The organism is Streptomyces luteogriseus, assembly GCF_014205055.1.
Taxonomy (GTDB): Bacteria; Actinomycetota; Actinomycetes; order Streptomycetales; family Streptomycetaceae; genus Streptomyces; species Streptomyces luteogriseus.
Window position 1 is genome coordinate 2,085,566 of record NZ_JACHMS010000001.1, and the last position, 20,547, is coordinate 2,106,112.

Annotated in this window: 14 protein-coding genes; 4 read left to right on the forward strand and 10 right to left on the reverse strand. The window is 73.4% G+C overall.

Annotation, left to right across the window (positions count from 1 at the left end):
• Window positions 1-52: 52 nt before the first annotated feature.
• The 10 genes from BJ965_RS09130 to BJ965_RS09175 form a co-directional block, all read right to left on the reverse strand.
• Entirely contained in the window at window positions 53-421 is a 369-nt protein-coding gene (locus tag BJ965_RS09130; RefSeq protein ID WP_030234889.1) for a nuclear transport factor 2 family protein, read from the reverse strand.
• 82 nt (window positions 422-503) lie between these two features.
• Entirely contained in the window at window positions 504-1,469 is a 966-nt protein-coding gene (locus BJ965_RS39875) for a diacylglycerol/lipid kinase family protein (RefSeq protein ID WP_184908217.1), read from the reverse strand.
• Between the two features lie 455 nt (window positions 1,470-1,924).
• Window positions 1,925-2,755 (reverse strand): alpha/beta fold hydrolase, encoded by an 831-nt coding sequence (locus tag BJ965_RS09140; RefSeq protein ID WP_184908218.1) that lies wholly within the window; start codon window positions 2,753-2,755, stop codon window positions 1,925-1,927.
• 30 nt (window positions 2,756-2,785) lie between these two features.
• Window positions 2,786-4,258 (reverse strand): MFS transporter, encoded by a 1,473-nt coding sequence (locus tag BJ965_RS09145; protein ID WP_184908219.1) that lies wholly within the window; start codon window positions 4,256-4,258, stop codon window positions 2,786-2,788.
• Between the two features lie 60 nt (window positions 4,259-4,318).
• Complete coding sequence (locus BJ965_RS09150; protein WP_184908220.1) at window positions 4,319-5,572, reverse strand: cytochrome P450; 1,254 nt, start codon at window positions 5,570-5,572, stop codon at window positions 4,319-4,321.
• A gap of 454 nt (window positions 5,573-6,026) precedes the next feature.
• Window positions 6,027-6,794, reverse strand: coding sequence for a thioesterase II family protein (locus BJ965_RS09155; RefSeq protein ID WP_184916983.1), 768 nt, complete (start codon window positions 6,792-6,794; stop codon window positions 6,027-6,029).
• A 53-nt stretch (window positions 6,795-6,847) separates the two neighbouring features.
• Entirely contained in the window at window positions 6,848-7,852 is a 1,005-nt protein-coding gene (locus BJ965_RS09160) for an LLM class flavin-dependent oxidoreductase (protein WP_184908221.1), read from the reverse strand.
• A gap of 38 nt (window positions 7,853-7,890) precedes the next feature.
• Window positions 7,891-9,507 carry a fatty acid--CoA ligase gene (locus BJ965_RS09165; protein WP_184908222.1) on the reverse strand — a complete coding sequence of 539 codons (1,617 nt, stop codon included), beginning with the start codon at window positions 9,505-9,507 and terminating at the stop codon, window positions 7,891-7,893.
• Between the two features lie 18 nt (window positions 9,508-9,525).
• Window positions 9,526-15,234 (reverse strand): type I polyketide synthase, encoded by a 5,709-nt coding sequence (locus BJ965_RS09170; protein ID WP_184908223.1) that lies wholly within the window; start codon window positions 15,232-15,234, stop codon window positions 9,526-9,528.
• Between the two features lie 11 nt (window positions 15,235-15,245).
• On the reverse strand, window positions 15,246-15,560 hold the full coding sequence (locus BJ965_RS09175) for an acyl carrier protein (RefSeq protein ID WP_030854101.1): 315 nt from the start codon (window positions 15,558-15,560) through the stop codon (window positions 15,246-15,248).
• 151 nt (window positions 15,561-15,711) lie between these two features.
• On the opposite strand from BJ965_RS09175, the gene BJ965_RS09180 reads away from it, so the two are divergent.
• The 4 genes from BJ965_RS09180 (at window position 15,712) to BJ965_RS09195 (ending at window position 20,532) form a co-directional block, all read left to right on the forward strand.
• Window positions 15,712-17,343: an aldehyde dehydrogenase family protein gene (locus tag BJ965_RS09180; RefSeq protein ID WP_150483467.1), complete on the forward strand. Its 1,632-nt coding sequence runs from the start codon at window positions 15,712-15,714 to the stop codon at window positions 17,341-17,343.
• Between the two features lie 45 nt (window positions 17,344-17,388).
• Window positions 17,389-18,528: an acyl-CoA dehydrogenase family protein gene (locus tag BJ965_RS09185; protein WP_184908224.1), complete on the forward strand. Its 1,140-nt coding sequence runs from the start codon at window positions 17,389-17,391 to the stop codon at window positions 18,526-18,528.
• 223 nt (window positions 18,529-18,751) lie between these two features.
• A complete protein-coding gene (locus BJ965_RS09190; RefSeq protein ID WP_030862352.1) occupies window positions 18,752-20,047 on the forward strand; it encodes an aspartate aminotransferase family protein in 1,296 nt (431 codons plus the stop codon).
• 2 nt (window positions 20,048-20,049) lie between these two features.
• The gene (locus BJ965_RS09195) at window positions 20,050-20,532 is read left to right on the forward strand and encodes a type II toxin-antitoxin system RatA family toxin (protein WP_043378878.1); all 483 of its coding nucleotides are present in this window, start codon (window positions 20,050-20,052) and stop codon (window positions 20,530-20,532) included.
• The last annotated feature ends 15 nt before the right edge of the window (window positions 20,533-20,547 follow it).

The following is a 20,547-nucleotide window of genomic DNA, read 5'->3' on the forward strand; positions in this document are numbered from 1 at the left end:
GAGCGGCGGCGGGAGCACCGTCGGCCGGTGCTCCCGCCGCCGCGGGAGGGGTTCAGGCGGCCGGCACCTTGTCCAGGAAGCCGTAGACGGCCTTGATGCGGCCCGCCTCGTCGGCGACCAGGACGTCGAAACCGATCGCGATGGGCTCGGCGCCGGGCTCGGTGACCAGGCCCCACTGGAACCGGGCCTGGTTGTGGTGGGCGTCGACCGTGCCGTGCAGTTCGAAGGTCAGGCCCTTGAACTGCTCGCGGGCCCCCGCCACCACCGCGCCGAAGCCCTCGTGGCCCTCGACGGCGGCGAGCGGGTCGATGTACGGGGCGTCGGCGGTGAAGAGCTCGGCGATGGCCGCCGCGCGCTTGTCGGCGTCCGCCTCGTTCCAGATGGCCAGGTAGCGGTCGACGGTGGTGGTCAGGTCGCTCATGTGTGTTCTCCTCGTTTGCGTTGGTGCGGCTGACCCGACGTGCCGTCGCCAGGCGTGCGGTACGACGGGGGTTCTGGATGTCTCAGGGGGTCTCGGGGCGGTCCGGGGCCGGGGCCCACACGGGGAGGGCGCCGGGGAGGACCTCGAAGGTGGCCGTGGAGCCGATGCCGTGCTGGTACTCGCCGTCGTGCTCCAGCGGCAGCCGGCGGCCGTCGGTGCGCTCCACGGTGATGGTCCGGCCGCGCGCGTACCGCGTGGCGGGGTGGCCGATGTGAGCGGCGGTCAGGGTCAGCCGCGGCACGTCGGCCGCGGCGATCCCGTCGCCGATGACGCAGACGTCGAGCAGGCCGTCGTCGAGCAGCGAGTCGGGCAGGACGTTGAACCGGCCGCCGCGGTAGGGGCCGCCGCCGACGTTCGCGAGGACGGTCGGGCCCTCGTGCACGACCCGCCCGTCGACGGTGACCCGGCCCGGGTACGGCGCGTAGCCCGCGGCGGTGTCGGCGAAGGCGCGAGCGTACCGCTCGCGGCCGGTCAGCGGCAGGTCGCGGGCGGTGATCAGCGCGTCGGCGATCACACCGGAGCAGGCGCCCAGGTAGACGTACTGACGGGTCTCGGCGAGACGGGCCAGGTCCAGGCGGCGCGGGCGGGCGCTGCCGCCGATGCCGGAGTCGGTGAGGATCGCCTTGAGGGACTCCGTCCAGGGGCGGTCGCCCCACAGCATCTTGTAGCCGGAGTTGCCGGTGCCGCCGGGCACCACCGCGAGCGTGGCGCGCCCGGAGGCGGGCACCAGGCCCTGGACGGCCTCCCGGACGGTGCCGTCGCCGCCGATGACGACGACCAGGTCGGGGGCGCCGGTGTGCCGTTCGAGGGCCCTGCGCACCGCGACGGTGGCGTCACCCGGTCCGGTGGTCGGGTGCACCTCGGTGCGCTCCAGGTACGAGTCGCACAACTGGCGCACCTGTTCCACCAGTTCCGGGCTGTGGCTGCCGGAGGCCGGGTTGGCCAGGACCAGTGCCCGGGTCGGGACCGGGGCTGCTGTAGCTGCCATGCGGGCGTACTCCTTCGTCGGACGGTGCCGGCGGGTCCGGGGCCGGGGCCGCGCCTGCGGCTCCGGGCCCACGACGTCGACTCTGCCGCCCACCGCTGTCACGGCGCTGACGTGCGGCTGACGCCGACGAGGCGCAGGGGCACGGGGAAGCGGGGCAGGGGCACGCCGGGCACGGGGAGGCGGGGCAGGGGCACGCCGGGCACGGGGAGGCGGGGCCAGGGGCACGCCCGGCCCGCCGCGGACGCCCGCGGTGCGCCGGGCCGGGCGCCGCGGGCACCCTCGGCGGGGCCCCGGGCGCCGCGCCCCGGCGTCCCGGTCCGCGGGCGGGTGACAGACGTGTGCGAGGTGGCTCGGGCGGGGAGCGAGGGGAGGGCAGGGCGCGGGCCGGGCGGAATGCCCGGCCGCCGCCCGGCCGGGGCCGGGCGGCGGCAACGCGGGAGGCCCCGCCCTCGCGGTCACTGCTTGGCGAAGGCCAGCAGGTCCGCGTTCAGACGGTCGGCGTGGGTGGCGAACAGGCCGTGGGCCGCGCCCTCGTAGGTCAGCAGGGTGCTGCCGGGAACGAGCTCCGCGGTGCGGGGACCGCACAGCGGATACGGCGCCCCGAGGTCGGCTGTGCCGTGGACGACCAGGGTGGGCACCCGGACGGCCGCCGTCTCCGCTCGCTGGTCGGTGGTGAACAACGTGCGGTAGATCTCCGTGGCGGCCCGCGGCGAGGTGTCCATGGCCAGGTCCGTCAGCCACTCGGCCAGTCGGGGCGAGAGCGGCGTGCTCGCCGGATCCGCCTCGGGGCCGGCGAAGAACGGCCAGGTCAGTGATCTCAGCCAGGCGGCCCGGTCGGTCCGGATGGCCTTCTCGATCTCCTCGAACAGCGCCATCTCCAGGCCGTCCGGGTTGTCCGGGGCGCGCAGCAGGAACGGCGTGGTCGAGGCGACCAGCGCCAGCTTCCCCACCCGCCCGGCGCCGTACCGGGACAGGTAGCGCACGGCCTCACCGCCGCCCGCCGCGTAGCCGACCAGCAGGACGTCCCGCAGGTCGAGGTGGTCGAGCAGGTCGGCGAGGTCCGAGGCGAGGGTGTCGTAGTCGTAGCCGCTCCAGGGGACGTCCGAGCGCCCGGTGCCGCGCCGGTCGTAGGTGACGCAGCGCAGTCCCTGACCGGCCAGGAACGGCGCCTGGAACTCCCACATCCGCGAGTCCGCCATGGCGGCGCTGAGCAGCACCACGGGACGTCCTTCGCCCCAGTCGGTGCAGTGGAGCCGGGTCCCGTCCCGGGTGGTGACGTACGGCATGACGCCTGCCTTCCTTGGTGGTGGGGACCCTCAGCGCCGTGCGGTGCGGCCCGGTGCCGCCAGGACCAGGGCGGAGGCCAGGAGTCCCAGGGCGATGAGCGGGACGAGCGTGACGGCGAACGCGTGCGGGTAGGCGCCCGCCGAGCCACCGGCGTCGGCCAGGGCGGGGAAGAAGACCGCGCCGGCGATCGCCACGCCGACGGCCGCGCCGCCCTCCTGGGCGGTGTTCAGCAGTCCGGAGGCGGAGGCCGCGTGCTCGGGCGCGGCCGCGCCCAGCACCAGGTTGGTCAGCGGGCCGGTCGTCAGGCCCATGCCGAGCCCGGCGACGAGGAGGGCGGGCAGCAGCCACAGCACGTGTCCCGTCGTGTCGAGGCGGTCGGCGGTCAGGGCGACCGCCGCGTAGCCGATCGCGAGGGTCAGCGGGCCGACGGCCACCCTGCGGGCGGTGACCGAGGCGGCCTTGCGCGCCGACACCATCGAGGCGCCGAAGTAGCCCGCGCCCAGGGCCAGGAAGACGGACCCGGACGCCAGGGGCGACAGGCCCCGGCCCAGCTGCAGGTAGAGGGCCAGCACGAAGAAGAAGGAGCCCATCGCGAGGAAGTAGACCACCGTCGCGGCCAGCCCCACCGAGAACACCCGGCCCTTGAACAGGGCGGGTTCGATCAGCGGGCCCCGGTCGGCCGCCGCCCGCCTGCGCAGGTGCCAGACGGTCACCGCCAGCAGGACGGCCGCACCGGCCAGCGCCTCCCACACCCACAGCGGCCAGCCGCTCTCCTGGCCCTCCAGCAGCGCGAAGACGATGATGCCCAGGGACGCCGTGACCAGCAGGGCGCCCACGAGGTCCAGCCGGGTGCCGCCCTCACCGCGCGACTCGGGGATCGTGCGGCCGACGAAGGCCAGGGAGACCAGGCACAGCGGGACGTTGATCAGGAAGATGGTCCGCCAGCTCAGTCCCGCGATGTCGACCGTGATCAGGGCACCGCCGATGAACTGGCCGAAGACGCCGGCGATTCCGATGACCAGGCCGTAGGCGTTGAAGGCGCGGTCGCGGGCGGCGCCGGTGTACACCGTGCCGATGATGCCGAGCACCTGCGGCACCATCAGCGCGGCGGCGGCGCCCTGGGCGATGCGGGCGACGACCAGGACGGTCGCCGTGGGTGCCAGGCTGCACGCGGCCGAGGCCAGCATGAACAGCACCATGCCGAGCGTGAACATCCGCCGGCGGCCGAAGAGGTCGCCGAGCCTGCCGCCGGTGATCAGCCCCGCGGTGAAGGCGACGCCGTAGCCCACGACGAACATCTGGGCCTGGGCGGCGCTGGCGCCCAGGTCGGCCTTGATGGCGGGGACGGCCACGTTGGCGATGAAGAAGTCCAGCACCGTGATGAACGTGCCCACGAGCACCACCAGGAGGGCACCGGCCGAGGGGGCGGCGGCCGGTGCGCCGTCGGGGGGCGTCGGCGCACGCCCCTCGACGACGACTTCCGTGCTTGTCTCAGAAGTCATGACGACTCCGTTTCTCGATCATTTCGGGTGGTTGGCCGGTGGTGCCGGTACCGTGGCCGGTCACCAGGTCACGGGAAGGTGTGTCACCCCGTGGAAGACGGTGCCGCGGCGGAAGACCGTGCGCGGGTCGGCCGCCAGCCGCAGGTTCGGGAAGCGCCGCAGCAGGGAGCGCAGCGACAGCTCCATCTCCAGGCGCGCCAGCGGGGCCCCCTGGCAGTAGTGCGGCCCGAAGCCCCACTGCAGGTGGCCGCTGGTGTCGCGGTGCGGGTCGATCCGGTGCGGGCAGGCGAAGACCGACTCGTCGTGGTTGCCGGCGGGCACGGAGATGACGACGGCGTCGCCCTTGGAGACGGCCACACCGCCGAGTTCGAGGTCCTCCACCGCCAGCCGGACCATCGCGTCCTGGGAGATCGACCAGTAGCGCATCGACTCCTCGATGAAGTTCGGTATGAGCGCGCCGTCGTCGGCGGTCACCCGCGCCCGCAGGTCGTCGTCGCGCAGCAGCGCCAGGATGTTCAGGGCGATCTGGTTGGTGGTGGTCTCGTGTCCGGCCACCAGGACCAGCCGGGCGATGCCGACCAGCTCGTCCAGGGTGATGTCGCCCTTCGCGTGGTGGTTGACGGCGAGGCGGCTGATCAGGTCGTCACCAGGGCTCTCCAGCTTGCGCAGCGCCAGTTTGGCCAGGTACTCGGACATCTCCTCGAAGGCGGCCAGGGAGACCGCCGGGTCCTCCTGGGAGATGGTGACGCGGGTCTTCTCGATGAAGAACGCGGAGTCCTCCTCCGGAACGCCCAGCAGCCGTGCGATGACGAGGGTCGGCAGTGCGCGGGAGAACACCGCGTGCAGGTCGGCCGGCCGGGGCAGTGCCTCCAGTTCGTCCAGCAGCTCGTCCACCAGCCGCTGGACCGGTTCGCGCAGCCGCTTCACCCGGCGCGCGGTGAACTCGGTCTGGATCATGCGGCGGAGCCGGGCGTGCTCGGGGTCGTCCAGGCGCAGGAAGGAACTCGGGTTCCCGCCGGGCGGGACCTGGATGCGCACCGGTGCGCCGGGCAGCCGTTCGTCGGCGCTGAGGCGGGGATCGCCCAGCGCCTGCCGTACGTCGGCGTACCGGGTCACCAGCCAGGCCAGGCGGGACTCGGCGGCTCCCGCCGGGAGGCGCACCACGCAGGGGGGCGCGTTGCGCAGTTCCGCCAGGATGGGCGGCGGGTCTCCGTCCTCGGTGCGGGCGAAGGGCCAGTCCAGGACATCGGTGTGGTCCGCGAGCGACACGTCGGCCTCCAGGGGTGAGGGGGCAGGCAGGTGGATTACGGGCACCGGCTCTTCTCCGTGGTCGGACTCGGACGCGCTGACGCCGCCGGGGCGGTGGGGACATGGGTGGTGTCCCGTCCAACGCCGCGGACGGTCGTGCGCCACTGTCGCGCAGTCCGCTGACACGGCGCTGACACGAGGGCCGAGCGGGCTGTGGAACCCCCGGGGAACTCGTGTGGGGCCGGTGCTGGGGGTGTGGTGCGGACCGGGAAGGCGCCGTAGCGGGGGGCCTTCCCGGTGCCGCGCTGGTGCTGTGGCCGGGAAGGCCGGCCGGTCGACCTCTCCGGTCGGGGCGCTGGTGCCGCGGCAGGCGGCGTTCGCCCGTGAAGGAGCGGCGTCCGGTGCGTGCTCTCGGCGTGCCGGCCGGAAGCCCTCGTACTGGACGTACTTGGGCGTGCGGCCGGTGCGCCGAGAGGGCGTGCCGGGCGTCGCGACGGGGCGAACGATGCCTGCCGCGGCGCTAGCGCGCGTGGTGGGCGGCGATCCGCTGCAGGCGGTGCGCGAAGTGGGCGGTGACGGCCTGGGCGTGCGTGTCGATGTAGAAGTGGCCGCCGGAGTACTCGTTGTGGCCGAGGTAGCCGGGGGTGCGTCCGGCCCAGTGGGTCATGGCGTCCGGCTCCTCCTGCAGGGGGTCGGAGCGCCCGCCGTAGGAGGCGAGCGGGCAGGCGACCCCGGCGCCGTCGTCGACGTACTGGGCGGCGACCCTGAGGTCGGCGCGGAGCGCGGGGACCACGAGGGCGAGCATCTCGGGGTTGTCGTAGATCTCGGCCGGGAAGGAGCCCAGCTTCTTGATCCACTCGACGAGCTCGGACTCGGGCATCCGGCTCTGCTCCTCGGTGGGTTGGAAGAAGCCGACGGGTGACCAGCCGGACATGCCGACCATGACGGGCGCCGGGCCGCCCTCCTCCTCCATGCGGATGGCCAGCCGGAACGCGAGCTGGGCTCCGAGGCAGTGCCCGAAGAACGCGAACGGCCGGTCGTCCAGGTCGTCGAGCACGGCCTCGTGCAGGGCTTCGAGCAGCGGCCAGAACTCCTCGTACGTCGGCTCCTCCCGGCGGTTGTGACGGCCCGGCAGGGTCACCGCCTGCGGGGCGATGTCGGGCGGCAGCAGGCTCTCCCAGTCCCGGTAGATGATGGCGCCGCTGCCCGCGTGAGGGAGCAGGAACAACCGGATCGAGGCGTCGGGTGAGGGCTCCACCGGGTGGAACCACTGGCCCGCACGGGACATCTGGCTGCCGGCGGTGACGGTGGCGCCGGCGTCCGTTGCGTTGGTGGTACTGGTCACGACTGTGTACTCCCCACGGTGGTGGACGGGCCGAGGGCGCGTACCGCGGGCAGCAGCACCTCGGCGATCTCCTTCAACTGCGGTTCCGGGTCGAGCGATCCGATCCTCAGGACCAGGTGGCGGGCGCCGGCCCGGACGTAGCCGCCGAGCCATTCGGCGCACTTCTCGGCGCTGCCCCAGGCGTAGGCCTGGATGGTGCGCATCTGGTCGAGGGAACGGCCGTAGTAGTGGCTGATGTAGTGCTCCAGTTCGGCCTCGGCCGCCCGCTCGTCGCGATTCACCGTGATCGTCGCGTACAGGGCGGGGGTGACGGCGTCGGCGGGGCGGCCGGCCTCCTCGGCGAGCTCGGCGATCCGGCGGCGGGCCCGGCCGTAGGCGTCGGAGTCGGGCAGGAACGGCAGCCAGCCGTCGTAGCGGGTGGCGGCGCGGGCGAGCACCTTGGGGGTGTCGCTGCCGGCCAGCCACAGCGGCGGGCCGCCGGCGGTGGCCGGGGAGGGCAGCCGGTCGAGGTGGTCGGCCTGCCAGTACCTGCCCTGGAAGTCGGCCGGTTCGCCCTCCTGTCCGGCGTGCCAGGCCGTGCGCCACAGGGCGGTGATCTCGTCGAGGCGTCCGACGCGGCCGTGGAAGCTGGCGCCGACCGAGGCGAACTCCTCCTCCGTCTCGGGCATGGGGAAGCCGGAGCCGAGCCCGAGGACCAGCCGGCCCGCGGCCACGTGGCTGAGGCTCGCGACCATGTTGGCGCCGATCAGCGGGTGGCGCAGGGCAGGGGTCAGGGCGGCGGTGCCGACGGTGATCCGCTCGGTGGCGGCGGCAGCGGCGGCCAGGACGACGAGCGGGTCCAGGCGGGGGCGGGCGGTGAGCGAGTCGCCCGCCCAGAGGGAGTCGAATCCCAGCGCCTCGGCCTGCCGGGCGAAGTCCAGCAGCGGGGCCGCCGCGTAGGTGCCGTTGATGGCCTGTTCCCGGGTGGGCAGCAGGATGCCGACGTGCAGGGGCCCGTTCATGGGCGACGACCTTTCTGTCCGTGGTGGCTGACGCGGTGTCATACGACCGTGCCGGCCAGCGGGTCCCGGGCCGGTGCCGTCAGCCGCTCCCGCACCGCGCGGCGCAGGATCTTGCCGGAGGGGTTGCGGGGCAGGGAGTCGGTGAAGTGGTAGGCGGTGGGGATCTTGTAGTCGGCGAGCCGGCCGCGCAGGGAGAGCAGCAGTTCGCGCGGGTGCGCCTCGGCGCCGGGGCGCAGGACGACGACCGCGTGCACGCTCTCGCCCCAGTGCTCGTCGGGCAGGCCGACGACGGCGGCGTCGGCGACGGCCGGGTGCGCGACGAGCGCCTTCTCGACCTCGGCCGGGTAGATGTTCTGCCCGGCGACGATGATCGTGTCGTTGATGCGGTCGCACAGGTGGAGGTAGCCGTCCTCGTCGAGGTAGCCGGCGTCCCCCATGTGCAGCCACTCCCCCACCAGGGTGCGCGCGGTGGCCTCGGGCAGGTTCCAGTAGCCGAGCATCCGGGACGGGGCGCGCACGCAGATCTGGCCGATCTCCCCGGGCGGCAGGGGGTCGCCGTCGGGGCCGATCACCTTGACCTCGTTGCCGGGGCACGGCCTGCCGACCGAGTCCAGCACCGGGCTTCCCGGGTGGTGCGCTTCGGGCGGCAGGCACACCGCCACACTGCCGGTCTCGGTACTGGCGTAGATCTGCGCGAACTCGCAGCCGTAGGTCTCCAGGCACTGCTTGAGCAGGGTCTCGGACATGGGCGCCGCGCCGTAGGCGATCTTGCGCAGGGAGGTGAACGCCTCCGGTCCCGCGCCGCGTTCGGCGGCCATCATCTGGAGCATGGCGGGGGCTGCGAAGGTGGTGGTGACCTTGTGGGTGCGGATCAGCCGGACCGCTTCCTGCGGGTCGAACTGCGGCATGATCACGTTGGTGCCGCCGGCGTTGAAGGTGTGCAGGAACCAGCCGATGCCCGCGACGCCGAAACCCGGCAGCGAGATGAGGCTGACGTCGTCGGGCAGCCAGTCGATCCAGGCGGCGCCGTGCTCGCGCATCGCGTGCGGCAGGGTGAAGAAGCTGCGGTGGGCGAGGACGGCGCCCTTGGGCAGTCCGGTGGTGCCGCTGGTGTAGATCTGCACCACGGCGTCGTCGGGGCCGGTGCCCGGCACCGGCTCGGAGTCGGGCTGGTCGGCGGCCCAGGCGGGCAGGCCCGCGCCGCGGGCGGGTTCACCGTCGGCGTCGGTGCCGTCGACGCGGATCACCCGCCGCAGACCGGGCAGTTGGTGGCGCACTGCGGCGACGGTGTCCCAGAACTCGTCGTCGACGAAGATCAGGGCGGCGCCGGAGTCGCGCAGGATGTGGTCCACCTCGGTCGGGGTGAGCCGCCAGTTCACCGGCACCAGGACCGCGCCCGCCTTGGCGCAGGCGAGCATCACCACGTAGTAGTTCTCCGACTCGCGCCCCAGGTAGGCGACCCGGTCGCCGCGCCGCGCGCCGCCGGCGCGCAGGGCGTGCGCGGCACGGCTGCTGTCGCGGTGCAGCTTGTCGTAGGTGGTGACGCGGCCCTCGCAGATGATGGCCGGGTGGTCCGGCCGGCTGCCGGCGTGGGCCCGTGAGGAGTGGGTGAGCGTCCAGCGCTCCCTCGGTATGCCGCTGGGTGTGTCAGTCATGATCCGTCCTTGTGTGCGTCAGGCGGCCGGCACCGGCTCGAGCTGCCCGCAGAGGAACTGGGCCAGCTGCCGCACGGTCGGGTGGTCGTGGGTGAGCGAGGCCGGCAGGGGCAGCCGGAACGCCTGCTCCAGGGCGGCCTTGACCTGCTGGGCCATCAGCGAGTCCAGGCCCAGGGAGACGAACTCGGTGTTCGGGTTCAGTTCGTCGCCCTCCTCCAGGTGCAGGACGGCGGCGACCTTCTCGCGGACGACCCCGGTCACGGCGGCGGTCCGCTCGGCCGGTGGGAGGGCGGCGAGCGCGGTGAGGTCGAGGCCTGTGTCGTCGTCGGAGGCGTTGCGGGCGAGCCGGTCGTAGAACAGGTCGCCGGTGACGCTGCCCGCGACGTAGCGGTCCCAGTCGAACTCGCCGACCACCCGCTGGGTGCGGGGGCGTCCCCAGAGCCTGGCCAGGGTGTCCAGGGCGCGGGTCGGGGAGAAGAAGCGCACGCCGCTGCGTTCGATCTCCTGGCTGAGGTGCTCCTCCAGGCGGGCCGACATGCCGACCCGTGCCCAGGCGCCCCAGTTCACCGACAGGCCGGGCACGCCCCGCCGGCCGCGCCACTCGGCGAGGGCGTCGAGGGCGGCGCTGGCCGCGGCGTAGTGGCCCTGAGTGGCGCCGCCGAGGACCGAGGCGATCGAGGAGTAGGTGACGAAGAAGTCCAGCTCCGGGAAGGAGGACTGGGCGGCCTCGTGCAGCAGCCAGCCGCCGTACGCCTTGGCCTCCAGCTGGGCGTCGATGGCCTCCCAGGTCAGCTCGGCGATGAGCTTCTTGTCGTAGGCGCCTGCGGCGTGCACGATCCCGCCCACCGGGCGCGGGCCGGCCGCGAGGTGCCGCACCAGCCGCCGCACGTCCTCGGCGCGGCCGATGTCGGCCCGGACCAGGTCGAGTTCGGCGTGCTCGGCGAGGTCGGCGAGGACGGGGGCGGCCTCCTCGGTGGGCCGTCCGCTGCGGCTGACCAGCGTCAGGTGGCGGGCGCCGAGGGCGATCAGCTTCCGGGCGGTGACCAGGCCGAGGCCGCCCAGACCGCCGGTGACGAGGTAGGTGCGGTCCGGGCGCAGGGCGGCCGGGACCTCCTCGGCGGGGTCGGCGGGCTCCGCCTCGGGGGCGTCCGGGAGGGTCACCCAGGACTGTCCCGACGGGTCCGACAGGGCCGTCCGCAGCGCCTCGCCGGTCTCGTCGAGGCGGAAGTGCCGGGCACCGTCGTCCTCTTCGGCGGACGGGGCGTGCACCACGGCCGCCGCGGGGACGGTGAGCGTGGAGCGGAACGTGCCGTCGTGGCGTACGAGGACGTCGTCGCCCGGCACGAACCCGGTCCCCTCGGCCGCGGCGAGGACCGTGCCGGTGGCCGCGGTGCCGAGCAGCGGCGGGGGCTCCTCCTCCGCGCCGAGCAGTTCCTCGCGCTCCGCGCGGCCGGTGTCCAGGGCGGTGCGGGCGTCGCCGGCGGTCAGGCCGACCGACCGGACGCGGATCTGGACCTCGTCGGCCCCCGGGGGCACGTCCGTGGCGGCGACCAGCGCGAGGTCGGACAGGTCGCCCGAGTCGGGGGCGCGCAGTTCGAAGCCGCCGGACCAGGTGAGCGGGGCGTCGCCGGAGAGGAGCCGGCGGACGTAGCGGCGGCCCGGACGATGGGCGACCTGGTACTCGCCGGGCGGTTCGGCGTGCCACTCCTCCAGCAGCGGGGTCAGGCCGCTGCCGGGGGCGACGTCGACCAGGGTGGCCCGGTACTGGGGGTACTCGGTGAGCAGCACCCGGCCGAAGCCCCAGAGCGTGGCGGCGGCCAGGTGTCCGCCGTCGCCGGCCTGGTCGCCGGGCAGGCACTGGGCCCCCTCGGTCACCAGCCACAGGCGGGGCGGCCGGGGGGTGCCCGTGGCGTCCAGCGCGGTGACCAGGGCGAGCAGTTCGCGGTAGTTCTCCTCGCACTCGGCGCGCAGCCGGTCGGCGGACATGGCCTGCGGGAGCTGCCGCCAGACGCGGCAGACGTCGGTGACGGTGGGGTCCTCCAGGGCCGCCTTGAGTTCGGTGAGACCGGCGCCCAGGGTGACCTTCAGGCCGGGCCGTCCGGCGAGGTCGGCGGCGCGGGCGGGCGACGGGTCGAGCAGCACGACGTGCCGGGCGGGCGCGGTGGTCCGCGGTGCGGGCAGGGCGCGGCGGACCCACTCGGGGCGGTGCAGGAACCGACGGCGGCCGGTGCTGCCCTCGGGGCGGGCCAGCCGGACGCCGAGCAGTTCGGCGACCGGGTCGCCGTTCTCCAGGAGCAGTACGTCGGCGGTGCGGCGGTCCTGGTCGCCGTGCACCCGGGCGAGGACGCGCAGCTCCTCGCCGCGAGGCTTGCGGAAGTGGCGGACCGAGGCGACGCCGCGGGGCACGAACACCGGGCCCTCGGGGTCGAGGACGACGCACGCCTGGACGGCTGCCTCCACGAGCTCCGCCGGCACGTGTTCGACGGCGGAGGCGTTCCGGCCGGTCAGCTCCCCGGTGACCAGGCCGTCGGCGTGCCGGGCGGCGCGCAGCAGCAGCCGCATCCGGGGGCCGTGCGGGCGGCCGACGGAGGCGAGGTCGGTGTAGATGTCCTCGTCGTCGATCTGCGTTCCGGCGGGGGCGAGGCCCGCGTCCAGTTCGGCCAGTTCGGAGACGGGGACCACCGGTTCGCGGTCGGCGGCGATCACCGCGGTGGCGTGCACGTCCTCCTCCCCGCCGACGACCGTGAACACCGACACCTCGGCGCCCCCGCCCGGCAGCGGCCGCCAGCGGGTGGTCAGGGTGGTCCTGGTCTCGGCGGGAACGTCGAGCGGCGCGAGCAGCCGGAGGTCGCGCACGGCGGACCGGGCGTGGCCCCGGACCGCGTCCTGGACCGCGAACAGCAGGTCGACGTAGGCGCCGGCGGGCAGGGTGGTGCGTCCGCCGTCGGCGAGGTCGGCGAGCGGGCCGAGGTCCTCGGCGGTGAACTCCGCGGTGAACTCCCGTACCCCCGAGGCGAAGCGCTCCTCGGTGCCGAGCAGCGGGTGGCGGGCGGTGCCGCCCGCGGCGGCGCGGCGGGGTCCGGCGGCCGGCAGCCAGTAGCGCTTGCGCTGGAAGGCGTAGGTGGGCAGGTCCGCCTTGGCCGGCACGGCGTGCCCGGCGTGGTAGCCGGGCCAGGAGACGGTGAGTCCGGCGGCGTAGTAGTCGGCGAGTGCGGTCAGGGTGGTGGTGGCCGTCCGGTCCCGGCGGCGCAGGCTGGCCAGCCACAGGTGGTCCTCGGCGACGACGCCGCGCCGGGCGAGCGCGGTCAGCGCGGCCTGCGGGCCGATCTCGATCATGGCGTGCCGGCCGCGCCGGGCCACCGCGCGGATGCCGTCCAGGAAACGCACGGGTTCGCCGATGTGCCGCACCCAGTAGTCGGGGGTGGCGATGTCGCGGAACCGGGCGAGCCGTCCGGTCACGTTGGAGATCAGGCTGATGGCCGGCTCGTGGAACTCGATGCCGTCGAGTGCGGCGCGGAAGTCGTCGTAGACCTCGGCCATCTGCGGGGAGTGGAAGGCGTGCGAGACCGCGAGCCGGTCGACGCGCACGCCGCGCTCCTTGAGGAGGGCGCAGACCTCGTCCAGGGCGGGGAGGGCGCCGGAGACGACGCACTGGTCGGGGGCGTTGACCGCGGCCAGGGCGAGGTCGGGGCGGCTCTCCAGAAGGGGCTCGACGTCCTCGGCGGGGGCGGTGACCGCGGCCATGCCGCCCTCGGCGCGCACCGCCTGCATCAGCCGGGCCCGCGCGGCGACCAGCCGCACGGCGTCGGGGAGGCTGAACAGGCCGGCGACCGCGGCGGCGACGACCTCGCCGATGCTGTGCCCGACGAGCACGTTGGGGCGCACGCCCCAGGCCATCCACTGCCGGGCGAGGGCGTACCCGAGGGTGAACAGGGCGGGCTGGGTGTACTCGGTGCGGTCGATCGCCCCGGGGTCTTCGGTGGTGCCGAGCAGCAGGTCGCGCACGGAGCGGTCCAGGTGCTCCGCGAACAGCCGGTCGCACGCGTCGACGTGGGAGCGGAACTCCGGGAGGGCCGCGTAGAGGGCGGCGCCCATGCCGGCGTACTGGGAGCCCTGGCCGGTGAACATGAAGGCCGTCTTGCGGATGCCGCTGGGGCCCTCGTGGTCCTGGCCGGCCGCCCGGTCCAGGAGCCGGGCCAGGGCGGCGCGGTCGGCGACCGGGGCGGCGACGCGGTAGGGGTGGTGGGTGCGGGCGACGTTGGCGGTGTGGCAGAGGGCGTCGAGGGGGAGGTCGGGCCGCTCGTCGAGCAACAGCCGGTGGTTCGCGGCCTGCTCGCGCAGGGCGGCGGAGCTCTTGGCGGAGAGGGTGAACAGCGGGGCGGCGGGCGTGCCGGAGGACTGCGGCGCGGGGCTCGCCTCCGGTGCCTGCTCCAGGACCACCGCGCCGATGGTGCCGGCGAAGCCGAAGCTGTTCACGACCGCGCGGCGCACCTCGGCCCGCCATGGCTCGCAGGCGGTCGGCACGCGCAGCGGGTAGAGGTCCCAGGGGATGCGCCCGGACGGGGTGGTGAGGTTCAGGTGCGGGTAGATGGTGCCGGAGCGCAGCTGCAGCACCGTCTTGATGACGCCGACGATGCCGGAGGCCGGCTCCATGTGGCCCAGGTTGGTCTTCACCGACGCGGTGAGCACGGGGTTGTCGGCGGTGTGCGACTCGGCGAACACGTCCCCGATGGCGCCGAACTCGATCGGGTCGCCGAGCGGGGTGCCGGTGCCGTGCGCCTCCACGTACTGGATGTCCTCGGGGGCGAGGCGGGCCGTGGCCAGCGCGGCGCGGATCACCTTCTCCTGCGCGGGGCCGTTGGGCACGGTCAGTCCGGCGCTGTCTCCGTCCTGGCCGACGGCGGTGCCGCGCACCAGGGCGAGCACCCGGTCGCCGTCACGCTCGGCGTCGGAGAGCAGCTTGAGGACCAGGACGCCGCAGCCCTCGGCGCGCGCGTAGCCGTCGGCCGACTCGTCGAAGGTCTTGCACTGCCCGTCCGGGGCGAGCATCTGCGCGTTGGAGAACATCACCGGGATGCGCGGGTGGTGCAGGGCGTTGACGCCGCCGCACAGCGCGATGTCGGTCTCGCCGGAGCGCAGGGCCTGCACCGCCAGGTGCAGGGCGACCAGGGAGGACGAGCAGGCGGTGTCGACGCTCATGCTGGGTCCGCGCCACCCCAGGAAGTACGACAGCCGGCCCGACAGCGGGAACATCGTGATGCCGGAGGCCAGGTGGCCGTCCATCTCCTCGTACGGCAGGGACTCCAGCTCCAGCGCGTAGTCGATGGAGCTGGCGCCGACGTAGACGCCGCCGTTGCCGCGGCGCAGCGGTGCCGGGTCGATGTTGGCGTGCTCCAGGGCCTGCCAGGCGGTCTCCAGCAGCAGGCGCTGCTGGGGGTCCATGTACCGGGCCTCCTTCGGGGAGATGTTGAAGAAGGCGGCGTCGAAGAGGTCCACGCGGTCGAGGAAGCCCCCCGCGGTGGTGTGGATCTTCCCCTTGTCCTCGGGGGTCTCGGGGGTGAACGCGGCCACGTCCCACCGGTCCTGCGGGATCGGGCCGATCCCGCTGCGCCCCTCCCGCAGGAAGGCGTCGAACTCGTCGGGCGAGGTGCTGCCGCCGGGGAATCGCAGACCGATTCCGACGATCGCGACCGGCTCGGGCGGCTGCTGGGATTCCGCACGCGGCATGGAGGGGCTCCTTAGCTTTCCTGAGAGGAACTGTCCTGGACGGCCTGGGTCAGGTGGTCCACCAGATGGGCGACCGTCGGCTCGTTGAAGAGCACGCTGACGTTGATGGAGAGATCAAGGAGCCGCTCCAGGCTCTGCCGTATCTCGGTCAGCCGCAGTGAGGTGAGTCCGAGATCGAAATAGCTGATGTCGAGCGGGAGGTCCTCGGATTCGTCCATGAGGAGAACCGCCCTGAATTTCTTCAGGACGATCGACTCGATTTCTTCGGCGAGTTCGGCGCGCGGCAGATCACGCAGGCGCTGAACAGTGCTGTCGACGGGTGGCATGCGGTTCATGCAAGCAACGCGGGCTGACGCCCCACTGACGGACGGCTGGGCCGGCTTGGCTGAATCAGCCCCCTGTCAGCGCCGGGTCAGATTCCACTGCCACGCTCGCACTGCTTCGAAAAATCCGCTCGCCACAGGTGAAAGGCTGAAGATGCTTCGCGAAGCCGCGCAGGAGGAGAGTGCCGAGGCACCTTCCGATATCAAGAGCTACGACCTCTACATAGCGGGCAAGGACGTCGCGGGTGACGGGTGGGTGTACACCGTCAGCGGCCGGTCCCTGCTGGAAGACGTGTTCACCAGCGTGAGCCTGAAGCGCGCCCTGGAGCAGGACCCGGAGTCGGAGGCGGCCAGGCACCCGTACGTCGTCGGGCGCTGCGCGGTCGCGGACGACGCGTCCATCGACCTGGCCACGCAGGCCGCGGCAGCCGCCGCACCCGACTGGGCGGCCGTGCCGCTGGAGCGGCGGATGCGGCTGGGCACCCGGTTCCGCGAGGAACTCATCAAGCACCAGGACGAGTTCCTGCGCATGCTGGTCGCCGAATCCCACCCGGTCAAGCTGGCCCGCTGGGAGCTGAGCTGCCTGCTGCAGATCTACTCCCCGGGCTCTCTGCGCTGGTACACCAAGCAGATGCGGGTGGAGAAGGAGTACGCCGGCCGCACGCTGGTGCTGCACCGCCAGCCCGACGGTGTGGTGGCCTTCAACCCGCCGCAGAACGCACCCCTGCCGAGCGCCGCCCTGTGCGTGCTGGCGCTGATGGCCGGCAACGCGGTGGTGGTGCGGGCGCCGCGCAGCATCGCGCTGAGCACCATGTGGCTGCTGCGGGACGTGGTGGCACCGCTGCTGGAGGAGATGGACGCGCCGGCCGGGGTGCTCAATGCGGTGTGCAGCAACCCCAAGCAGACCATGGACCGCTGGATCGCGGACCCGCTGATCAACGACATCTTCTACATCGGCGGCAGCCAGGAGGGCCTGCGCTTCGAGCAGCAGTGCGTGGCGCACGGCAAGAAGCCCATCCTCGAACTGGCGGGCAACGACGGCATCGTGGTGTGGAAGGACGCCGACGTCAAGTGGGCGGCCGAGGCCATCACCGAGGCCTTCTACGGCTCCGGCCAGATCTGCATGGTGCCCAACTACGTGCTGGTGCACCCGGACGTCGCGGACAGCCTGATCGCCGAGGTGAAGGAGCAGGTCAAGGGCATCCGGCCGGGCCTGCCCGAGGAGGAGGACGTGCTGCTGTCGCCGGTGCGGCGCAGCGAGCGGTTCTTCCGGCTGCTGCGGCAGGCGCTGGACAACGGCGCCGAGCTGGTCACCGGCGGCCACCGCACCGAACTGGACGGCACGCCCTCGGAGACGGGGGTCTTCCTCCAGCCGACGGTGGTGCGCGTGGACGGCCTGGACCGGGCGCGCACCTACGACGTGGTGCGCGAGGAGACGTTCTTCCCGCTAGTGCCGATCGTGGTCCCCGAGCGGGAGGACGACGACGCCCTCCTGGAGGCGTTCCTGCGCTTCGTCAACAGCAACGACTACGGGCTGCGCAACTCCCTGTGGTCGCGTTCCGACCACGTCATCGAGACCTTCGTGCGGCGGGTCGTCAACGGCGGCCTGCTGAAGGTCAACGACTCCCACATCGGCTTCCTGCCCTACCTGCCCAGCCACGGCGGCACCGGCCGCACCGGCGGCGCCTTCGGCGAGGCCAACTACCCGATGCTCAAGACCTCCCACGTGCAGGGCGTCAGCATCGCCCGTGGCGTCAGCCCGTACGACGCGGTGTTCGGCGCCTGACCGCCATCCGCCCCTGAACCCCGCCGTTTCCGCTGGAGGCTTCCGTTGCGTTCCCTCGAACTCGCCCGCTCCGTCTGCGAGCGCTTCCACCCCGGTCTGCTCAAGGAGCTGGACCAGATCCCGTACACCGACCGCGAGCGGCCCGGCAGTCCGGTGATCGACCTGTTCCGCATCCACGGCGGGGTCGGTCTGCTGATCCCCGAGGAGTACGGCGGCCACGGCGCCGACGCCCTGGACGCGTTGCGGGTCCAGCTGGCCCTGGGCGCCGTGTCCCCGTCGCTGGTGGCGGCCGTGTCGATGCACCACTTCACCATCGCGATGCTGTACTCGCTGGCCGTGAAGGAGGGCCGGCTGACCGACGAGCAGACGGCCCTGCTGCGCCGGATCGTGCCCGACCAGCAGGTGATGGCGTCCGGCTGGGCCGAGGGCCGGACGGCGCAGAACATCCTCAAGCCGGCCGTGACCGCCCGCCCGGTGCGCGACGGGTTCCTGCTCACCGGCGCCAAGAAGCCGTGCAGCCTCTCCCGTTCGATGAGCCTGCTCACGGCGAGCGTCGCCATCCACGGCGACGACGGCGAGCCGGAGCTGGCGCTCGCCCTGGTGCCGGCCGACGCGCCCGGCCTGACCGTGCACCCGTACTGGGGTAACGACCTGCTGGCGGGCGCGGAGAGCGAAGAGGTGCGGCTGGAGGACGTGTTCGTGCCGGCCGGCATGGTCGTGCGGGCCGGCGCCGACGACCCGAACCGCCTCGACGACCTCCAGTCGGCCGGGTTCGTCTGGTTCGAGATGCTGATCTCCGCCGGCTACGCGGGCGGTGCGCTGGCGCTGGTGGAGCAGGTGCTGGAGCGCGAGCGCGGCAGCGTGGCGGAGCGGGCCTCCCTCGCCGTGGACATGGAGACCGCGGTCGCGCTGCTGGAGGGCGTCGCGCGGGCGACCGGCCCGGAGCCCGGTGACGAGGAGTCGGTGGCCCGCGTGCTGGTGGCCCGGTACGCCGTGCAGAACGCCCTGCCCGACATCGCCTCCCGCGCCCTGGAGCTGTTGGGCGGCCTGGACTTCATCAGCGGCTCCGGTCCGGCACAGGCCGCCGCGGCGCTGCGGGCCCTCGCCTTCCACCCGCCGTCGCGCGCCGCCGCCGCCGAACCGCTGCTGCGCTGGTTCGACGGCGGAGAGCTCGTCCTCGCCTAGAGCCTGTCGTTTGGATCATGCCGACCCGAGCGGGCGGCCGAGAGGCGCAGTCACTCTCGGCCGACCTGATCCAAACCACAGGCCCTAGGGCCGCGGCTGAAACGGTTCGCCGGCCGGTGAGAACCCGGTCACGGCACCACTGCCGCGGCGGGACAGGGCCTCGGCCGCGGCACGGTCCCGGTCCTGTCCGCACGACCCCACGACCCCTTGGAGTGAGCCACACGTGACCGTCATCCAGGAATCCCCGGCGGCTTCGTCCGCCGACGCCGAGGCAGAGGTCCTTGGCCTGTACCGCGCGCATCTGAGCAAGGGCCGGGCCACGCTCGCCGAGCTGTTCGGCAGCCACATGGAGGTGGCGTCCGAGGGCGCCTGGCTCACCACCAGCGACGGTGAGCGCTTCCTCAACGCCGGCGGCTACGGCGTGTTCGTGATGGGCGCCCGCCACCCGATCGTGATGGAGGAGGTGGAGCGCCAGCTGCGCACCCACCCCACCGCGACCCGCATCCTGCTGGAGCCCACCGTGGCCCGCGCGGCCGAGGCACTGGTCTCGGTGCTGCCGCCCGGTCTGGACCGGGTGCACTTCGCGCTGTCGGGGGCGGAGGCGGTGGAGACCGGCCTGAAGCTGGCCCGCGCGGGCGGTTTCAAGCGCACGGTCTCCATGCGCGGCGGCTACCACGGCAAGACCCTCGGCGCGCTGTCGGCCACCGCCAAGGAGGTCTACCAGCGGCCGTTCCGCCCGCTGGTGCCCGACTTCCTGCACCTGCCCTTCGGTGACGCCGACGCCCTGGAGGCCGAACTCGCCGCCCACCCGGGCGAGGTGTGCGTCATCCTCGAACCGGTCCAGGGCGAGGGTGGTGTGATCATCCCGCCGAAGGGCTACCTCAAGCGCGTCGAGGAGCTGGTGCGCGAGTACGACGGCTTCCTGATCCTCGACGAGGTGCAGTCCGGCTTCGGCCGGCTCGGCGAGTGGTGGGGCGCCGACATCGAGGGCGTCCTCCCGGACGTCCTGCTCGCCGGCAAGGCGCTCGGCGGCGGAGTGATGCCGGTCTCGGCGGCCGTCGCCACCCGCAAGGCCTTCCGCCCCTTCGACAAGGACCCCTACGTCCACACCGCCACGTTCTCCGGCCAGCCGGTGCTGATGGCCGCGGTCCAGGGCGCCATCCGGGCCGTGAAGGAGGAGCGCCTGGTCACCAGGGCGCTGGACCTCGGCGCCCGGCTGCTGCCGGCGATCACCGAGATCGCGCGCCGCAACATCCCCGACCTCGTGGTGGACGTGCGCGGCCGGGGCCTGCTGATCGGCGTCGAGCTCGTCGAGGCCGGGCTGGCCGGCGAGCTGCTGATCGAACTGTTCAACCACGGAGTGGTCGCCAACCATTCGATGAACGGCAGCTCGGTGGTGCGGTTCACCCCGCCCGCCGTGCTCGGCGACACCGACGTGGACTTCCTCCTCAACTCCTTCGACCTGGCCACCCGCGACCTCGTACGGGGCGCGGCCAAGATGCCGGAAGGCGGTAACTGATCGTGAGGCACGTCGAACTCGATGCCCTGATACCCGGGGAGCAGGCCGAGACGGTCCTGCACGCCGTACGGCGCTGGGAGCGGTACCCGGACCTGGCGCCCCACGTCAACGCGACCACGGTGCACGCCGCCTACCCCGACCCCGCCGCCTCCTCCAGCTGGGAGCTGCACTTCCGCAGCGGCCTGCTGCGCTGGACCGAGGACGACACCGTGCTGCCGGAGCAGGGCGAGATCCGCTTCGAGCAGTCCGACGGGGACTTCGACTCCTTCTCCGGGACCTGGTCGGTGACGCAGGACGGCGACGACGTCGCGGTCCGCTTCGACGCCGACTTCGACTTCGGCATCCCGAGTCTGGAGGGCATCCTCGACCCGATCGCCGAGCGGGTCATCAAGGAGACCGTGGCCTGGGCGCTGACCGGTCTGTTCCCCGCCGTGCGCATCAGCGGCGGCATCGAACTCACCCCGCCCGCCGCGGTCGGCGCCTAGCGCATCAGGGAGCTG

Excerpts from the sequence above, each read along its gene's own strand:
- BJ965_RS09170 (WP_184908223.1), bottom strand. The coding sequence starts at position 15,234 with ATGCCGCGTGCGGAATCCCAGCAGCCGCCCGAGCCGGTCGCGATCGTC.
- BJ965_RS09145 (WP_184908219.1), bottom strand. The coding sequence starts at position 4,258 with ATGACTTCTGAGACAAGCACGGAAGTCGTCGTCGAGGGGCGTGCGCCG.
- BJ965_RS09175 (WP_030854101.1), bottom strand. The coding sequence starts at position 15,560 with ATGCCACCCGTCGACAGCACTGTTCAGCGCCTGCGTGATCTGCCGCGC.
- BJ965_RS39875 (WP_184908217.1), bottom strand. The coding sequence starts at position 1,469 with ATGGCAGCTACAGCAGCCCCGGTCCCGACCCGGGCACTGGTCCTGGCC.
- BJ965_RS09180 (WP_150483467.1), top strand. The coding sequence starts at position 15,712 with ATGCTTCGCGAAGCCGCGCAGGAGGAGAGTGCCGAGGCACCTTCCGAT.
- BJ965_RS09130 (WP_030234889.1), bottom strand. The coding sequence starts at position 421 with ATGAGCGACCTGACCACCACCGTCGACCGCTACCTGGCCATCTGGAAC.
- BJ965_RS09165 (WP_184908222.1), bottom strand. The coding sequence starts at position 9,507 with ATGACTGACACACCCAGCGGCATACCGAGGGAGCGCTGGACGCTCACC.
- BJ965_RS09160 (WP_184908221.1), bottom strand. The coding sequence starts at position 7,852 with ATGAACGGGCCCCTGCACGTCGGCATCCTGCTGCCCACCCGGGAACAG.
- BJ965_RS09140 (WP_184908218.1), bottom strand. The coding sequence starts at position 2,755 with ATGCCGTACGTCACCACCCGGGACGGGACCCGGCTCCACTGCACCGAC.
- BJ965_RS09155 (WP_184916983.1), bottom strand. The coding sequence starts at position 6,794 with ATGTCCCGTGCGGGCCAGTGGTTCCACCCGGTGGAGCCCTCACCCGAC.